Source organism: Myxococcus sp. SDU36 (assembly GCF_030168875.1).
GTDB lineage: Bacteria > Myxococcota > Myxococcia > Myxococcales > Myxococcaceae > Myxococcus > Myxococcus vastator.
Genome location: NZ_CP077414.1, coordinates 5,440,559 through 5,457,403, shown reverse-complemented (window position 1 = coordinate 5,457,403; position 16,845 = coordinate 5,440,559). Strand labels below are relative to the sequence as shown.

Below are 16,845 nucleotides of genomic sequence, written 5' to 3'. Positions count from 1 at the left end.
CGTCGTGGTGAACCCCCGCACCGCATGAACTCGTCAACCCAACCCGCCCGGTTGAGACCTTTCCGGCCCCAGCCGTTTGGCCGGTACACGCTCCTGTCCCATCTGGCGACGGGGGGCATGGGAGAGATCTACCTCGCGCGGCTGGAGGGGGCGCAGGGGTTCGAGAAGCTCTGCGTCATCAAGAAAATCCTCCCGCAGCTGGCCGCGGACACGGACTTCGTCGAGCGCTTCGTGGGCGAGGCCCGCACCCTGGTCCGCCTGAGCCACGGCTCCATCGCCCAGGTGCTGGACATGGGCCTCCACGAGGACGAGGCCTACATGGCGCTCGAGCACGTGGACGGCAAGGACCTGCGCAAGGTGGGCGCGCGCGTCAGGGACAGGCAGATGCCGCTGCCCGTCACGTTCATCCTCTACACCATGGGCCGGGTGCTGGACGCGCTGGCCTATGCGCACCGCAAGAAGGACGACGACGGGGAGGACCTGAAGCTCGTCCACCGGGACATCTCGCCGCAGAACATCCTCATCTCCTACGAAGGGGAGGTGAAGGTCGTCGACTTCGGGCTCGCCAAGAGCCGGTTGTCGGCGGCGAAGACGAACCCCAGCATCATCCTGGGCAAGTTCCTCTACATGTCGCCGGAGCAGGCGCGGCACCAGCCGGTGGACCGCCGCAGCGACCTGTACGCGGTGGGGCTCTGCCTCTACGAGCTCATCTGCGGGAAGAACCCGTTCGACGGAGTCCACCCGGGTGAGCTCATGTCCCTGGTGGCGAACCCGCGAATCGCGCCGCTGGACCAGGTGGAGCCGCTCACGCCGCCCGCGGTGACGGCGCTGGTGGCCAAGGCGCTGGCGGTGGACCCGTCGCAGCGCTTCCAGACGGCGGAGGAGTTCCGCGGGCGGCTCCACGCCTGCCTGATGGAGATTGATTCGAGCGCGGGCCCGGAGAGCGTCAGCCGCTTCATGCGCGAGCTGTTCGCGGCGGACTTCCAGTCCGAGCGGCGCCTCCTGGCGAGCCTCAAGGACGTGCCGCGCCTGTCCACCGAAGAGGTCCGCGCGCAGGCGTCGATGCCGGAGGACCCGCTGGCGCCGAAGCTGACGCACGCGATGCTGCCGGCGAAGACCATCCGCCTGGATGGCCCGGTGGAGCCGCTGTCGTTCTTCCCCACGCCCCGCAGCCGCGAAGGCGGAGGTCCGGTGACGGACGGTGAGACGCGCCCGGGCGTCCCGATTGACGAGGCCACCCGCCCCGCGTTCCCCATCGAGGCGCTGGAGGAGGCGGCTCGGGCGCGGGGCGTGCGCCAGGACTCGGCGCCCTCGGTGGAGGTGGGGCCCGAGGCCTTCGTTCGCGGCGGAGGGGTGAGTCCTTCGGCTGCTCCGATTCCTCGCGCGCCCGCGATGACGCGCGAGGTCCAGATGACGTCGATGCCGCCCGAGGCGGTGCCGCCTGGCGTGGCCGCCGCGCGCGCGCTGCTTCCGTCGCACCTGCGGCCGACCGAGCTGGCGATGCCGAGCCTGGGCGGGCTGTCTTCTTCCTCGGACGCGTCCGTCCAGGTGGAGTCGACGGACGCGAAGGCCGAGTCGCTTCGGGGCAGGGCGTCCGAGGCGAGCCCGAGCGTGATTGCCTCGCTGGGGGCGTCCACGCCCGCGGCGCCGCCGCGTGGGGCGCCGCGTCCGCCGCCGCCAGGGGCCGAGCCGCACGCGCCCGGAGCGGCGCTGCAGCGCACCGGCGTGGTGGTGATGCCCGCGGTCAACGTGCCTGCTCCCGCGCCGTTGCCGCGCACTTCGGCGCAGGCGTCGATGCCTGCCGTTGAGGACTCGGAAGGGGCTGACGGATACGCGGATGATGACCTCGCGCTGTCCGAGGACGAGGCGGCGTTCAGCGAGCCGCATCCTTCTGGCCTGATGCCTCGAACGGCTTCGGTGGTGATGGAGGCCGTCCAGCCGCCTCCGCCGGGCCCGACACCGTCTCGCGCCATTTCCTCCGTGGAAGTGCCTGCGTTGGATGCGCGGGACGAGGCCGCTTCGGGGCCGGTCTCTTCCGTGGACATGTCCTCGGAGGACGGGATGGCATCGCGCACGGAGGTGCCCGCCGTGGACGGGCAGCTCGGTGATTCCCCTCCGCTGGGCATGTCCTCGCTGGGGGCGCCTCAACCTCCGAAGGGGGCAACGCCCTCGCGAGCCATCCCCGCCGCACCTGCGCCGGGAGCGCTGGCTTCCCGCTCCGAGCCCGTGGTGGACGAGCCTGTGGTGGACGCCACGCCCGCTCATGGCGGGCAGGCCCTCTCCCCCGAGGACGTAGCCACGGCCGCGCACGAGTCCGACGCGGGCGTGTCCGAGGATGAAGCCGGCCTTTCTTCGACCGACGCGCCGGCCCAGGCGGACGCCTCGTCGGAGCTGCCCGTGCTCTCCACCGACGAGGTGGGGCACGAGGACTCCGCGGCGCGCATCGCTGACGCCGACACGCATCCGCGTCTCCAGCGTCCGACGCGAACCGAGCGTCACGCCGACACCCAGCCCCGCGTCGCGCATCACGCCGACACGGACCCTCGCGTCACCGGCCATGACGACACGCAGCCGCGCGTGGTGCTGGACGCGGGCCTCTTCAACGACGTGGAAGGCGCCGAGGACGAGGAGCGGTCCGGCGTCTCCCGGCCCAAGGCACGGCGTACCCGGTCGTCTTCACCGGGGATGGCGCCGGCCAGCACCGCGCGCCGGACAGGCTCCGTCTCCGCCGTGCGTCCCCCCGCGCCCACCCCCGTCGCGACGGACGAAGAAGACGACGAGAGCGACGACGATGTCCGCGTCTCCCTCACGCCCAACGAGGAGACGCGGCGCACGACGATGCCCGTCCGCCCGGAGACGCGCTCGGCCGAGCGCATCGCGAAAGAGGACACCCGCCGCACGACGATGCCCGAGCGCCCCGAGCGCCGCCGCAAGGGCCCACTCGTGTTCGTGCTGGTGTTGCTGTTCATCAGCCTGGCCGTGGCCGGCGCCTTCTTCCTGGGGCCCCCGGAGCTCCGCGCCCAAGTGCTGAGCCTGTTCATGCCGGAGCAGTCCGAAGGGCCCCCGCCCGCGCAGCCCCTGCGTCCCTCCGCTCCCGGCGAAGCGCAGGCGGGCAAGGCCGGCCAGCCTCCCGAGGGCGCCGCGGCGCAGGCGGGGACCTCGACTCCGGGAGCGCCCGCGCCTACCAGTGCCACGCCCACCGCTCCCGCGCCCGACGGAGGCGCGCTCGACGACTCCTTCCTCGCGCCGCTGGACGCGCAGCCGAACACCGTGGCTCCCGCGAAGCGCGCGCCGTCGGTCCGCAAGACTCGCACCGCCCGCGCCCGTCCGCTCACCACGCTGGAGAAGGAGTGGCGCGACACGAACGCGCTCTTCAACCAGCTCAACGCGGAGCACTCGTGCGTGGTGCTCGGCCTCTGGTGCACGCGGTACGCCGAGGTGAAGAGCGAGGTGGAGGCCGCGGGCAGCAGCAACAACCCGGAAGCGCTGCGCAAGGTCCGGGCGATGAAGCGCTATCTGCTGCAGAAGCAGAAGGAGCTGTATTAGTCCCGTGGAGCCCCTGCTCGTCACCCGTGCGCTGGTCGCGGGCTACGGTCCTCGTCCCATCCTGCGGGGTGTGGCGTGCGAGGTCCGGCCCGGTGAGCTGTGGGCGGTGCTCGGCCCCAACGGGGCGGGAAAGAGCACGCTGCTGCGCGCGGTGCTGGGCATGGGGCCCTGGACGCGCGGAGAGGTCCGCCTGCTGGGCCGCGAGCGCGCCGCCTGGGAGCCCCGAGCGCTCGCCCGCAAGGTGGCGTGGGTGCCTCAGACGTTCGACTCCGCGGAGGGCTTCAGCGGCCTGGAGCTGGTGTTGATGGGCCGCAGCCCCCACCTGGGCCTCTGGGGCCTGCCGTCCGCGGGCGACGTGGCGCTCGCGCGGGAGGTGATGACGGAGCTCGGCATCGCGCACCTGGCCGAGCGGCCATCGGAGGCCCTCTCTGGCGGCGAGCGCCGGATGTTGATGCTGGCGCGAGGACTGGTGCAGCAGCCGGAGCTGTTGCTGCTGGATGAGCCCACCGCCTTCCTGGACGTGGCCCATCAAGTGGGCTCGCTCGACCGCGTGCGCGCGCGCGTGGACGCGGGGCTGGGCGCGGTGGCGGTGCTGCACGATGTGAACCTCGCCGCCACCTTCGCCACCCATGTGCTGCTCCTCCGGGACGGCCAGGTGCTCGCGCAGGGGACGGCGAGCGACGTGCTGGAGCGTGCCTCCCTGGAAGCGCTCTACGGGCTGCCCATGGAGACCGCGCTGGCTCCGTCCGGCGCCCGGCTCTTCGCGCCCCGAGCACCCTCGCGCTGAACCTTCTTCCTGGACCGCCAACATGTCCCGCTACGCCATCGCCATCTTCGCCAGCGCGTTCCTCCTGTTCGGCGTGCAACCCCTGGTGGGACGCTATTCCTTGCCGTGGTACGGCGGAACGCCCGGCGTGTGGACGGCGTGCATGTTGTTCTTCCAGGCGGTGTTGCTGGGGGGCTACGCGTACGCGCACGGACTCGCCTCGCGGCTGGCGCCTCGCACGCAGGCCCGCGTCCACCTGGGACTCTTGACGGTGGCGTTGCTGCTGCTGGGCGCTCGCGCGTGGTTGGCGGGCTCTCCGGTGGCGCCCGGGCCTGAATGGCGGCCGGAGGGCACCGCGCTGGCCGTGCCTCGGCTGTTGGCGATGCTGGCGGTCACCATCGGCCTGCCCTTCTTCGTGCTGAGCACCACCGGGCCGTTGCTCCAGTCGTGGTTCGCCCGCGCGCGGCCGGGCCGCTCGCCCTATCCGCTGTACGCGCTGTCCAACGCGGGCTCGCTGCTGGCGCTGCTCGGCTATCCCTTCCTGGTGGAGCCGTGGGTGGGGCGCGGCGACCAGGCGTGGAGCTGGGGCGTGGGCTTCGTCTTCTTCGCCGTGGCCTGCGCGGTGTGCGCATGGGACGTGATGAGGCAGCCGGACACGGCGACTGTCGCCACGGCCGCGCCCGTGACGGCCACGCCGCTGACGGAAGGTCCCACGGCGGAGGTCGGCGCCCAGGTGCCCCGTCCCACCGCGCGCGCCACGATGTCGTGGCTGGGGCTGAGCACCTGCGCGTCGGTGCTGCTGCTGGCGACGACGAACCAGCTCTCCCAGGACGTGGCGGCCGGCCCCTTCCTCTGGGTGCTGCCCCTGGCTGTCTACCTGCTGACCTTCATCCTCGCCTTCTCCCGCGAGTCCTTCTACTCGCGGACCGTCTACGCGGTGCTGCTCATCGCCTCGGGCGCGGGCGTGGCGCACGCGCAGACGCAGGGGCCGCAGTCGTCGCTCACGCTCCAGTTGGCCGCGTACTCCGTGGCCCTCTTCGCGGGCGCCATGGTGTGCCACGGCGAGCTGTACCGGCTGCGTCCTCCGCCGCGCCACCTCAGCGCCTTCTACCTGTGGGTGTCCGCGGGCGGCGTGCTGGGCGGGCTGCTCATCAGCGTGCTGGCCCCCGCCGCCTTCAGCGCCTACTGGGAGTACCCCCTGTCGCTGGGCGCGTGCTGCGTCGTGGCGCTGGTGGGCGTGGCGAAGCAGGCGGGCGAAGCGACGCGGACGCAGCGGCTGCAGCAAGTCCTGCGCGGCGCCATGCTGCTCCTGGTGGCCGGACACCTGACGTACACCATGGCCCGCGAGCAGGGCCGCGCGCGCTTCGCCTCGCGCAACTTCTTCGGTGTGGTGCGGGTGATGGAGCAGGGCGTGGGCTCGCCGGAGGACCACCGCTTCACGCTGCTGCACGGCGCCATCACCCACGGGCTCCAGTACGTGACACCCGAGCGCAGGGGCGTGCCCACGACGTATTACACGCCGGAGGCGGGCCTGGGGCTGGCCATCGCCGAGCAGCGCCGGCTGCGCGAAGCCGTGGGGCTGCCCGCGGGACTGCGCGTGGGCGTGCTGGGGCTGGGCGTGGGCACCAGCGCGGCGCTGCTCGAGGCGGAGGACACCGGGCGCTTCTACGAAATCGACCCCGCGGTCATCGCGCTGGCGCAGGGCGAGGGCGGCTACTTCTCCTTCCTGGGAGACACGCCGGCGAAGGTGGAGCTGGTGGAGGGGGACGCGCGCATCTCCCTGGAGCGGGAGCTGGAGGCGGGCGGCAAGCAGGGCTTCGACGTGCTCGCGCTGGACACCTTCTCCTCGGACGCGGTGCCGGTGCACCTGCTCACCCAGGAGGCGGTGGCGCTCTACCGCGCGCACCTGGCGCCCCATGGCGTGCTGGCGCTGCACATCAGCAACGTCCACCTGGACCTGGTGCCGTTGACGCTGGCCCACGCGCGGGCGCTGGGGCTGCACGCGGCGCTGGTGGTCAACGAGACGCAGGGGGACGCGCTGCGCAGCAACTGGATGGTGCTGAGCCCGGACCGCGAGTTCTCCTGGGGGCCGACGTTTACCCGGGCCTCCGCGCGCGTGCGCCGGCTGGGCCTGCGGGAAGACCCCGACTTCACCTGGACGGATGAGAAGAGCAGCGTGCTGCACGTGCTCCGGCGCGGTGGCCCCTCCTCCAGCGTCAAGGACGTGGAGGCCTCCTCCGGCCCGCCTGGCCCCGCGTCCGCCCAGCCCGGGACGGAGTGACTCAGGCGCGCGGCATCGCCTGGGGGCCGGAGGCGGCGACGGCGCTCAAGTCGAGCGCCACCAGCATCACCAGCACCACGCAGGGCACCGCCAGGGTGGCCGCGCCAAACCGGACGAAGAGCAAGGGCCCCAGCGTGCAGCCGCTCAGGAAGGCGGCGCCGAGCCCCAGGTGCAGCCGGGTCCGCTCGAACTCAACGGCGGTGGGCAGCGCCCCCAGCCGGCGGCGCAGGCCCGGGCCGCCCTGGCCCCGCGTGCCCTCGCGCAGCCAGGAGCCCAGCCGCACCAACTGGATGCCGATGTCGGTGATGAGGCCGGTGATGTGCGTGGTGCGCACCACGGCGCCCGAGACGCGCGTGACGAGCGCGTTCTGGAGCCCCATGGCATAGGCCAGGCCCCACATGAGCGTCGGCTCGCGCGTGCCGGGGTGGTACGACAGCCAGGCGCCGATTCCGCCCAGCGTCAGCGCCTCCAGCAGCAGCGCGGAGGAGTGCCGGCCCCGGGGACGCTGGCGCGAGGCCTCCAGCAGCACCGACGCGGACATGGCGCCCAGCAGGAAGGACAGCAGCAGCTGCGCGGCCAGCCAGGCCAGGGCCGCGTTGCCCGAGGCCAGCGACTCTCCCAGCGTGGCCATGTTCCCGGACATGTGCGACGTGTGCAGGCCCAGCGCCACGAAGCCCGTGGCGTTCACCAGGCCCGCCACGCCCGCGAGCAGCAGGGACAGCAGCGCATAGGCCCGCCGGTTCCCGGGAGACGATTCCGATGAGAAGGGCATCTCGGCGCCCGACGCTAGCACCGGCCCAGGGGTGGGGGGCGCGCGGGATTAGCCCGGCGGCCAGCCCAGCGGACGGCCCGCCAGCAGGTGCAGGTGGATGTGGAAGACCGTCTGGCCGGCGTGCGCGTGGGTGTTCATCACCACCCGGTAGCCATTGTTCGCGTCCGCGTGCCCGCGCTCCCGGGCCACCTTGGCGGCCGAGGTGAAGAGGTGGCCCACCAGGGCCTGGTCCTCCGTCGTGATGTCATTCACCGTGGGGATGTGCTTGTGCGGGATGAAGAGCAGGTGGGTGGGGGCCTGGGGGTTGATGTCCTCGAAGGCCACGCACGCGTCGTCGCGGTACACCACCTTGGCGGGGATGAGCCCGTCGCGAATCTTGCAGAAGAGACAGTCGGACATGATTTCCGGCTTACCAGCGGCGGGGGCCCCACGGAATGGCCTTCCGTGGCCTTCCGTTGCCTGCCGGAAGCCGCGCTCTACCGCCCGGTGGGGCGGCCGGGCCCCGGGAGTCCTACCTGGGCCCCTCTCGTTGAGGGCCCAAGGAAGGCCGCCCCCCATCAAAGGCCCCACCGGTGATATCCACGCCCTGACGATGAAATCCATCCGCATCTCCCAGCTCCTCGATGACCGCGACTACGACATGCGGCTGATGCTCGTCGCCGGCGGCGGCGGGCTGACGCGCGCCGTGGTGTCCTCGCGCATCCAGAAGCCGGGGCTGGCGCTGGCGGGCTTCACCGAGCACCTCCATCCGAACCGCGTCCAGGTGTTCGGCAACACGGAGATTTCGTACCTGGCCACGCTGTCGGAAGCGCGGCAGCGCGAGGCGCTGGCGCAGCTCTTCGGCGAGGAGGAGCTGGCGTGCGTGGTGGTGACCAAGGATTTGGACATTCCCCAGGCCCTCGTCTCCGCGTGTGAAGGGGCGGGGCTGGCGCTGATGAAGACGCCGCTGCTCTCCAGCGAGTTCATCATGCGGGTGCAGACCTTCCTGGAGGAGGCCCTCACCGAGTCCAGCAGCCTGCACGGGGTGTTGATGGACGTGTTCGGCGTGGGCATCTTGCTGCTGGGCAAGAGTGGCATCGGCAAGAGTGAGATTGCCCTGGACCTGGTGATGCGGGCCCACCGCCTGGTGGCGGACGACATCGTGGACGCCACCCGCCGCAAGGGGGCCGTCTATGGCGCTGGCAACCCGGTCATCAAGCACCACATGGAGATTCGCGGTCTGGGCATCATCAACATCAAGGACCTGTTCGGCGTGGCCGCGGTCCGCGAACAGAAGAAAATCGAGCTGGTCATCGAGCTCCAGGAGTGGGACCCCCACCAGGAGTACGACCGGCTGGGCGTGGAGGACAAGCACCTGCAGATTGTGGGGGTGGACATCCCCCTGTCGGTGGTGCCCGTTCGTCCGGGCCGCAACATGGCGACCATCATCGAGGTCGCCGCGCGCAATCAGTTGCTAAAGCTACAGGGCCACCACTCGGCGAGAGAGTTCGCCGAGCGGCTCAATCGGGCCATCGCCGAAGGGGCGATGCGCCGCACCCTGGGAGAAGAGGTCGAGTGACCGCCCCCGCGAAACAAATCGTCATCATCACCGGCATGTCCGGCTCCGGTAAGTCCACCGCCATCCGCGCGCTGGAGGATTCGGGCTTCTTCTGCATCGACAACCTGCCGGTGCTGCTCTTGCCCAAGCTCACGGAGCTGGCGGGAGGCGGCCACTTCGAGCGCATGGCGCTGGTGGTGGACGTCCGCGAAGGCGTCTTCCTCAAGGACGCGCCCCGCATCCTCGCCGAGGTCCGCCGCGCCGGGCACCAGGTGGAGGTGCTCTTCCTGGACTCCAGCGACGACAGCCTCATCCGCCGCTTCAGCGAGACGCGGCGCCGCCACCCGCTGGCGCCCAACGGCACCGTCGCCGAGGGCATCAAGGCGGAGCGCCAGGCGCTGCGTGACTTGCGCGAGCTGGCCGACCAGGTCATCGATTCGTCCACGCTCAACGTGCATGACTTGAAGCGCATGGTGCAGGCGCGCTTCAGCCCGGAGCCCGCCGCGGGCCCCAGCCTGTCCATCATGTCGTTCGGCTACCGCTACGGCGTGCCGCCCCAGGCGGACCTGGTGCTGGACGTGCGCTTCCTGCCCAACCCGTACTTCGTCCCGGAGCTGAAGGGGCTCACGGGCAAGGTGCCGAAGGTGGCGGCCTACGTGCTGGAGCGCGACGAGACGCAGCAGTTCCTCGAGAAAATCGTGGACCTCTGCCGCTTCCTCTTCCCCCGCTACCAGAAGGAGGGGAAGGCGTACCTCACCGTGGCCCTGGGCTGCACCGGGGGCAAGCACCGCTCCGTCGCCATCGCCGCCGAGCTCACCCGTCGCCTGACGGACGACGACACCCGCGTCCAGCTCTGGGATAGGGACATGGAAAAGGAATAGCGCCGCCAGAATGCGCGGAAGGGGCGGTCAGCTCGACTCGCCCAGGCTGAGGCGCTTGCTGCCCACGCCATTCTTGTCCGCGAAGGACGCCGTGCGCTCGCGGTTGAGGTGGGCCAGGGCGTCACGCGCCTGCTGTCCGCCCACGTCCTCGCGGTTCTCCAGCGCGAAGATGCCGCCGCTGCCGTGGTGCTCCTTGCCGGCCTGGACGGCGCGCTCCAAATCCCTGGCGGACACCCAGTACTCGCCGTTGACGGGGTCCTTCACGCGGAACACGTCGTCCGACGTGTCGGCCGTCCCGTTGCTGTTGACGCCGTCGATGGTGACCCAGTGGAGCTGGCCCGGCCCGTCGCGCCGCTGCTCGGGCGCGAGCGCGCCATTGAGGATGGCATTGGAGTCCACGAGCGCCAGGCCGAACTGACCGGCCTTCATCACCTTGCTCGTCGCCGCCGCGTCGAAGTCGGCGAAGCCGTCCGTGACTTCGATGCCCAGCCCCCCCAGCGCGGTCGCCATCTCCGTGGGCGTGGCGCCATCATCCAGGTTGACGTCCACCGGGGCGTGGACAGAGCGGGCGCCGCTGACCTGCGACGCGCGCTCGCGGACGGCCTCACGCTCCTGCTTCTCGCACAGGCTGCCCTTCGTCACGCTGCGGCTCGCCCGGCTCAGGAAGGCCAGCGTCGCCTCGCCGCAGCCCGTGTCCGAGTCCTGCGCGATGACCGACGCGGTGGGCGCCCAGCCCTTGTCGGCCTGGGCCTGCGCCGCTTCGTTCTCCGGCGCCAGGTCTCGCAGATAGGGAAGCTCGCTGGTTGCCGTGGTGTCCGGCACCGTCAGCCTGGGCACGCCCCTGGGGGCGGGCTTCGTGTCCTGGAAGGTGTCTCGCTCCGGACGGGAGGGCGCTGGCGCCGGGCTGCTCACCGCGCAGACAAGCGGGGCCCTCATGGGGGCCTGGGCGTCCTTCAACACCGAGGGCTGGGTGGGCTTGGACAGGGCCTGATGCGCTGAGTTGAACACGGTGGTGACATGCCTGGTCATGGCGGACCCTCCCGGACTTCCTTCGCCTGTCCTGATTATCGGCGACGTGTGTGTCTTGTTGCGCGCCAATCCTTCATGCGCGCAGGAAGGAGGCTCGCTTCCCAGTACACTTGCGGCATGGCCAACACCGATGACCGGGGTTCGGGGGCGGACGCTTCGCCAGAGCTGTCGACGCAGGTCGTGTCAGCGGACGAAGCGGGCGCGGCGCATCGGAGCGCGCCGCACACGGCGGGCGGTGACGCGCGAGGGCAGGCCTTGGCGCGCGGTCCGCTGGGCCAGCGGGTGGGGCGCTTCATCCCGCTGAAGCTGCTGGGGCAGGGCGGCATGGGCGCGGTGTACGCGGCCTATGACCCGGACCTGGACCGGAAGGTGGCGCTCAAGCTGTTGAGCGTGGAGGCCCGCTCCGCGGACGAGGAGGGCGGGCGCGCCCGGCTGCTGCGCGAGGCGCAGGCCATGGCGCGTGTCTCTCATCCCAATGTCATCCCCATCTACGAGGTGGGCACCTGGGACGGGCAGGTCTTCTTCACCATGGAGCTGGTGGCCGGTGGCACGCTGGCGGACTGGCGGCGGGAGAAGCTCCGTTCCTGGCGTGAGGTGCTGGAGAAGTACCTGCAAGCGGGACGCGGGTTGGAGGCCGCGCACGCGGCGGGGCTGGTGCACCGCGACTTCAAGCCCGCCAACGTGCTGGTGGGGCGTGACGGGCGCGTCTGTGTCACCGACTTCGGCCTGGCGCGTCCCGTGGACAACCTGCCCCTGGACGAGCAGCCCACGCTGGCGCGCGTGCGCGACGCCTCGGAGACGTCGCGTCCGCTGCACGACCCGCTCACCGAGACGGGCGTCGTCCTGGGCACGCCGCCGTTCATGTCCCCCGAGCAGTTCCGCGGCGAGTCCCTGGACGCGCGCTCGGACCAGTTCAGCTTCTGCGCGGCGCTGTACCGGGCGCTCTACAACCAGCGCCCCTTCGACCCCGACGCGCTCTCCCGGGCCGCGAAGGCGCTGAGGTCCGCGCCCGCGAAGGTGACGGCGCCGTTGGAGCGGGCCGGGCGGGAGCCCTCGCCCATCCACGAGCCGCCGAGCGACGCCCGCGTCCCCGCCTGGGTGCGGCGCGCGGTGATGCGCGGGTTGTCGCTGGAGCCCCAGGCGCGCTTCGACAGCATGGGGGCGCTGCTGGAGGCGCTGTCCCAGGAGCAGCAGCGCGCGCGGGCTCGCAAGGCGGGAGGCCTGGCCGTGGCCACCGCGGCGCTGGTGGGCGCGGTGGGCGGCGGCCTGTGGTTTCAGTCCAACGTCTGCGCAGGCGCGGAGGGGCTGCTGGCGGACAGTTGGGGGCCCGAGGCCAGGCAGCGGCTGTCCTCGGCCTTCGCTGCGACGGGCAGCCCGCTGGCGGGGGACATGGCGGGCCGGGTGGGGCAGGTGCTGGATGCCTATGCCAGCGGTTGGGCGCGGCAGCACACCGACGCGTGCGAGGCCACGCGCCTGCACGAGGTGCAGCCGGAGGCGCTGTTCACCCAACGCGTGGTGTGTCTGGAGCGGAGGCACAAGAATTTGCGCGCGCTGGTGGGCGCCCTGTCCCAGGTGGACACGGCGGGCGTGGAGAAGGCGCTGGACGCGGCGTATGCGCTGCCCTCGCCCGAGGACTGCGCGGACGTGGAGGCCCTGGCGAGCCAGCAACCCCGGCCCGCGGACCCGGCGCTGCGCGCGGAGCTGGAGTCCTTGGAGGGCGCGTTGTCGGAGGTGAAGGCGCTGGTGGACACCAGTCGCTATCCGCAGGCGCTGGCGGCGGCGAACGCGGTGGAGTCGCGGGTGCTGGCCGCGCGGTACGCGCCGCTGACGGCGGAGCTGCGCTTCCACCAAGGCTGGCTCCTCGCCGTGCTGGGGGAGAAGGAGAAGGGCGCGGGGCTGCTGGAGCAGGCCGTCTATGACGCCACGGCGGGACGGGCGGACCGGCTGGAGGTCTCCGTCCTCAACAAGTTGTTCTACGTGGAGGGGGAGCGCGGGCGCTTCGAGCACGCCTCGCGATGGGCGCGCCTGGGCCAGGCGACCCTCCAGCGGCTGGGCGGGGACGCGGTGCTGCGGGGCGACTTGCTGGTGAACGGGGCCAACCTCGCGTTGATGCGTGGGCAGACTCGAGAAGCCCGGGCGTTGCTGGAGGAGGCCAACACGGTGCTGGCGGACGCGCTGGCGCCGGGTCACCCGAAGCGCGCGCGGGTGACTTTCTTGCTGGGGCGGGTGCTGCTGGAGCTGGGGGACTTCGCGGAGGCTGCGCGGGTGATGGAGGCGGCGCTGCGCCAGACGGAGGCCGCGGTGGGGCCCAGGCACCTGGACGTGGCCCGGCGTCACCAGGGCCTGTCCATGGCGCTGCGTGAGCAGCGGGAGTTCGCGCGGGCCTTGGAGCATGCCCGGGCCTCCGTGGCGCTGCACCGCGAGCTGCTGGGCGACAGTCACCTGAAGCTGGCGGAGGCGCTCGACGAGGAGGGCATGAGCCTGCTCGCGCTGGGGCGCAATGAAGAGGCGCTGAAGGTGTACGAGGCGGCGCTGGCGGTGAAGCGCGCCCAGCTGGAGCCCGACGCCGAGGACCTCCAGTACTCCTACGACGGCGTGGGGCAGGCCCTGCTGGGGCTGGGGCGCACGCGCGAGGCGCTGGTGCCGCTGCGCAAGGCGGTGGCCTTCACGGGCGCGCAGGAGGACTCGCTGGGGGAGTCCGGCTTCGCGCTCGCGCGGGCGCTGTGGAAGGAAGGGCAGGGCGCGGAGGCGCGGGCCGAGGCGGCGAAGGCGCGTGAGCGCCTCACCGCTTCGGGCCGGACGCTCCAGGCCGATGCGGTGCGGGCCTGGCTGGAGGCGTTGCCTCCGGAGGCGAAGGCGGCGAAGCCCGCCCGTCCCCAGCAGCGCAGGCGCCGCTAGGGACGGGAGGCGCTGTCGCTCACGGCGTGCTGAAGAAGGAACTGGTCGTATCCGCCGAGTAGATGGGCAGGAGCTCGCTCGTGGAGAACGGCCTCCGCGTCACCTCGGCGTTGGGGCTGTCGATGGCCATCACCCGCACCGCATACACGGTGTCGGGCTCCAGGATTCCGGGAGGCAGCCGGACCTCGGTGGCCGTTCCCGGCAGGTAGAAGTAGTTCTGGCCCATCAGGGTGTAATACTCCTCGGAGTAGCGCTGGAGGGTCACCCGGTAGGCGGTGGGTGCGCCGTTCGCGGGCGGCTGCCAGGAGATGATGGGGCTGGTGTTGCCCACCACGCGCTGGGACGTCGCGGGGATGCCGTCGATGGTCAGCGCGCGCGGCGGCGTCAGCCGGGGGACGATGGGCGCCGCGACCAGGTTCTCCAGATAGTCCATGCTCGCGATGGAGCCGGACAGCGAGCGCAGCAGCCCGCCGGAGCCAGGCGGCGCCTCCATGGCGCGGAACGCGTAGTGGGCACTGGCTACCAGTCGCCAGTTGGCCGGGTAGGGATTGCCGTACGGCAGGCGGTCCGTGAGGGTGAATGACGCGCCCTGGGGCAGCAGGAAGCTGAGGACCTCTCCTGAATAGCCAATCCAGCCCTCCTCCGGGCCATGGGCGGAGACGTCGATGTAGAAGGACGGCGTGCGAGGCGTGGCGGCGGGATGGACGTCCGAGGCGTAGGGCGTGAACGCGCCCAGGCGCCACTCGAGGGAGACGTTCGACGGGGGCACTTCCTGCAGGGCGCCGCTGATGGTGAGCGGGGTGATGCCATCCGCAGCGAAGTCGAAGGGCGGCACCTGCATGCTTCGGACGAGGCTGTTGACGACCAACGGCGCGCCTGTCGTCGGCAGCGGCTTTCCGAAGACGTTCGTGAGCTGATTCACGTACAGCCCGTCGCCCTTGGCGGCCTCGAAGATGGGGACGAAGTTCGCCATGTTGTTGGCCACCGCGTCCGACGTCTCCAGTTCGGTCGTGCCGGTGGGGATGGCGTTGTAGAAGTTCGCTTCGCCCGCGAAGTCCACGTTGCCTGAGACGAACTGCAGCCGGCTGCCATAGGCGAGCCCCCCGGCCTGTTGCCAGGGCGCGAGGTTCGTGAGGTTCACGGACAGCGGCGTGTCGTAGCTCGGGGTGAAGACGGTGTCCTGCCGGCCCAGGGCGTTGCGGCCGATTTCTACGTGCCGCTCGTCGGTGAGGACATAAACGCGTCCGGTTCTCAGGTAGTACTCGCCCTGCGGGACGCCCAGGAAGCGGTAGCCCCCGTTGTACGGTGCGCCGGTGATGCGGGTGAAGCCGCTGTGGGTCCGGAGGAGCACCTCGGGAGGATCGGACGACATGTCCTTGCCCCGGACCGCGACGCCCACCGACGTGAAGAAGCGTTCGGTGTTCATCACGAACACCGTGTCCTGCCCGGTGATTTCGCTCTCGTCGGGCTCCTTGGCGCCGCCAGGGATTTCCCCCGTGACAATCCCGTCGCCCGAGGGGCCACTTGGCGTCGCGGGCCCCAGGTCCTCTTGTAAATCATTGGGCATGCCGGGCCCGCCTTCGGCACAGCCCGTCAAGACGGCACACATCGAGACATACGCCAATCCAAGGCGATAGAGTCGCATGAACTTCCCTTTTCTGAGAATGATGACAGGGACGTCCCGGGGAAGGGACGTTGGCTCAGGAGTTTGGGGAAGTCACACGGATGCCGCAACCCAGTCAGGCCGGGTCCGCGGAATTGCTTCTCAAATGAGGGTTACCTCTCCATGCCGATGTCTGGATAGAGCGGCAGGGTACTTCATTTGTCGAAAGTCAGGCGCTCACGTCTCAGCTGCCTGCAAAGGCATCCATCCCGCCATGACAACTCCGTGGCGCCCGGCCCCCCGAAGAGGGCCGGGCTCCACGTCAGGACGCGCTCAGTCCGCGGTGAAGTACACGTTGTCCAGCAGGAGCGTGTCCGCGGCCGGGCCCGCGCCGGCGATGAAGACGAACGGCGCCTGCACCGCGTTGAGCTGCAACCCACCCGCGACGAAGTCCGCCAGCGGAATGGCCAGGTGGTGCCACTGCCCGTCATTCGTGTAGCCGTACTGCGCCGCGGGGAGCTGGACGCTCTGGTCGTCGTTCATGCCAATGGACACGTTGGCGAAGCCCGGGTCGGCCGAATTGAGGCTCACGTGCAGCGTCGTCCAGCCATCCAGGTTGCGCGGGGTGCTCCAGTGCACGCCGAAGCCCAGCCACGCCTTGCCCGCGTGCACCACCAGGTCGGACTGGCGGCCCTCGATGCGCGTGGTGGAGGGCTCCAGGGAGAGGGTGCCCTCGTAGAGGTAGATGTGCACGGTGGTGTTGTCCACCGGGATGTCCTGGGAGCGGCCTCCCTCGTAGAAGCCCACGCCCAGGCGCCGCTGGCCCTCGACATAGGGAAAGGGGCCCGGGAGCGCCTCGTCGTTGGGCTCCTCGCCCGCGTCGGGCCGGTTGTAGCCCTGGTCCGTGTAGTCCGGCACGCCCGGGTCGGGACGGCAGCCCGCCAGGAGCAGGAGCGCCGCGAAGCCCGCGCGCCTCATGGCCGCACCGCCCGGTCTCCGCCGCCAGCCGTGCTCATCAGCACCCAGCCGCCTTGCACCGCGCCGCCCATCTCCACGATGCCCTTGTACGCGGGCGTCGCCAAGTCGTAGGCGTAGGTGCCCGTGGCGTCGTACGTCACCGCGTCCGGGAAGGAATCGAGCATCGTCTGGTACGCGCGGATGGCCTGGAGCCGCACCTGCGGCAGGTCCTCCTGCCGCGCCTCACCGTTCTGGTAGATGGCGAGCAGGTTGTTGCCCACGTAGAACTGGGCCTCGCCGCCCGGCTCGCGGGCCAGCACCGTGGCCCACGAATAGAACGCCGCCACGTTGCCGGCGCGGGATTCGATGTCCCACTTCGTCTCCGCGCCGGGCGTGCTGGCGCGGAACGGATTGTTCGGGTCCTCCAGCACGGACTGGTCCGGGTAGATGCCGACGTCCGGGCTGTGGAACTGGAGCGTGAGCCCGTCCAGGGATTCGCCATACACGAAGCTGGCGGGCTCGTAGCAGCCGGTGACGCCCCCGGCGCAGGCCAGCAGAAGCCACGTCTTCATACG

Annotated in this window: 12 protein-coding genes; 6 read left to right on the top strand and 6 right to left on the bottom strand. The window is 71.1% G+C overall.

The features are described from left to right. Positions 1 to 24: 24 nt before the first annotated feature. Genes KGD87_RS21785 through KGD87_RS21775 form a run of 3 tightly spaced genes read left to right on the top strand, consistent with a single transcriptional unit; the run spans position 25 to position 6,593 of the window. Positions 25 to 3,546, top strand: coding sequence for a serine/threonine protein kinase (locus KGD87_RS21785; RefSeq protein WP_284662302.1), 3,522 nt, complete (start codon positions 25 to 27; stop codon positions 3,544 to 3,546). Between the two features lie 4 nt (positions 3,547 to 3,550). Beyond that, the gene (locus tag KGD87_RS21780; protein ID WP_284662301.1) at positions 3,551 to 4,333 is read left to right on the top strand and encodes an ABC transporter ATP-binding protein; all 783 of its coding nucleotides are present in this window, start codon (positions 3,551 to 3,553) and stop codon (positions 4,331 to 4,333) included. Positions 4,334 to 4,355: 22 nt separating this feature from the next. Then, positions 4,356 to 6,593, top strand: a complete 2,238-nt coding sequence (locus KGD87_RS21775; RefSeq protein WP_284662300.1) for a fused MFS/spermidine synthase — start codon at positions 4,356 to 4,358, stop codon at positions 6,591 to 6,593. Position 6,594: 1 nt separating this feature from the next. Here KGD87_RS21775 and KGD87_RS21770 read toward each other — a convergent pair whose 3' ends face one another. Together KGD87_RS21770 and KGD87_RS21765 are read right to left on the bottom strand one after the other, a co-directional pair. Continuing rightward, the gene (locus KGD87_RS21770) at positions 6,595 to 7,365 is read right to left on the bottom strand and encodes a YoaK family protein (protein WP_284662299.1); all 771 of its coding nucleotides are present in this window, start codon (positions 7,363 to 7,365) and stop codon (positions 6,595 to 6,597) included. Between the two features lie 48 nt (positions 7,366 to 7,413). Continuing rightward, positions 7,414 to 7,764 (bottom strand): histidine triad nucleotide-binding protein, encoded by a 351-nt coding sequence (locus KGD87_RS21765; RefSeq protein WP_284662298.1) that lies wholly within the window; start codon positions 7,762 to 7,764, stop codon positions 7,414 to 7,416. Between the two features lie 193 nt (positions 7,765 to 7,957). Between KGD87_RS21765 and hprK the strand changes: the two genes are divergently transcribed. After that, on the top strand, positions 7,958 to 8,923 hold the full coding sequence (gene hprK / locus KGD87_RS21760) for an HPr(Ser) kinase/phosphatase (protein WP_284662297.1): 966 nt from the start codon (positions 7,958 to 7,960) through the stop codon (positions 8,921 to 8,923). Beyond that, positions 8,920 to 9,783 carry an RNase adapter RapZ gene (gene rapZ, locus KGD87_RS21755; protein ID WP_284662296.1) on the top strand — a complete coding sequence of 288 codons (864 nt, stop codon included), beginning with the start codon at positions 8,920 to 8,922 and terminating at the stop codon, positions 9,781 to 9,783. The genes hprK and rapZ overlap by 4 nt, the downstream gene beginning before the upstream one ends. Positions 9,784 to 9,810: 27 nt before the next feature. Here the strand turns inward: rapZ and KGD87_RS21750 are convergent, their stop codons facing one another. Continuing rightward, complete coding sequence (locus tag KGD87_RS21750; RefSeq protein WP_284662295.1) at positions 9,811 to 10,812, bottom strand: hypothetical protein; 1,002 nt, start codon at positions 10,810 to 10,812, stop codon at positions 9,811 to 9,813. A gap of 117 nt (positions 10,813 to 10,929) precedes the next feature. Between KGD87_RS21750 and KGD87_RS21745 the strand changes: the two genes are divergently transcribed. After that, a complete protein-coding gene (locus KGD87_RS21745; protein ID WP_284662294.1) occupies positions 10,930 to 13,710 on the top strand; it encodes a serine/threonine-protein kinase in 2,781 nt (926 codons plus the stop codon). A 19-nt stretch (positions 13,711 to 13,729) separates the two neighbouring features. On the opposite strand, the gene KGD87_RS21740 is transcribed toward KGD87_RS21745, so the two are convergent. From KGD87_RS21740 to KGD87_RS21730, 3 genes are all read right to left on the bottom strand, one after another. Continuing rightward, on the bottom strand, positions 13,730 to 15,355 hold the full coding sequence (locus tag KGD87_RS21740) for a fibronectin type III domain-containing protein (RefSeq protein ID WP_284662293.1): 1,626 nt from the start codon (positions 15,353 to 15,355) through the stop codon (positions 13,730 to 13,732). Between the two features lie 291 nt (positions 15,356 to 15,646). Then, positions 15,647 to 16,291 carry a hypothetical protein gene (locus KGD87_RS21735; protein ID WP_284662292.1) on the bottom strand — a complete coding sequence of 215 codons (645 nt, stop codon included), beginning with the start codon at positions 16,289 to 16,291 and terminating at the stop codon, positions 15,647 to 15,649. After that, on the bottom strand, positions 16,288 to 16,842 hold the full coding sequence (locus tag KGD87_RS21730) for a hypothetical protein (protein WP_255217429.1): 555 nt from the start codon (positions 16,840 to 16,842) through the stop codon (positions 16,288 to 16,290). Before KGD87_RS21730 ends, KGD87_RS21735 begins: the two co-directional genes overlap by 4 nt. Between the last annotated feature and the right edge of the window lie 3 nt (positions 16,843 to 16,845).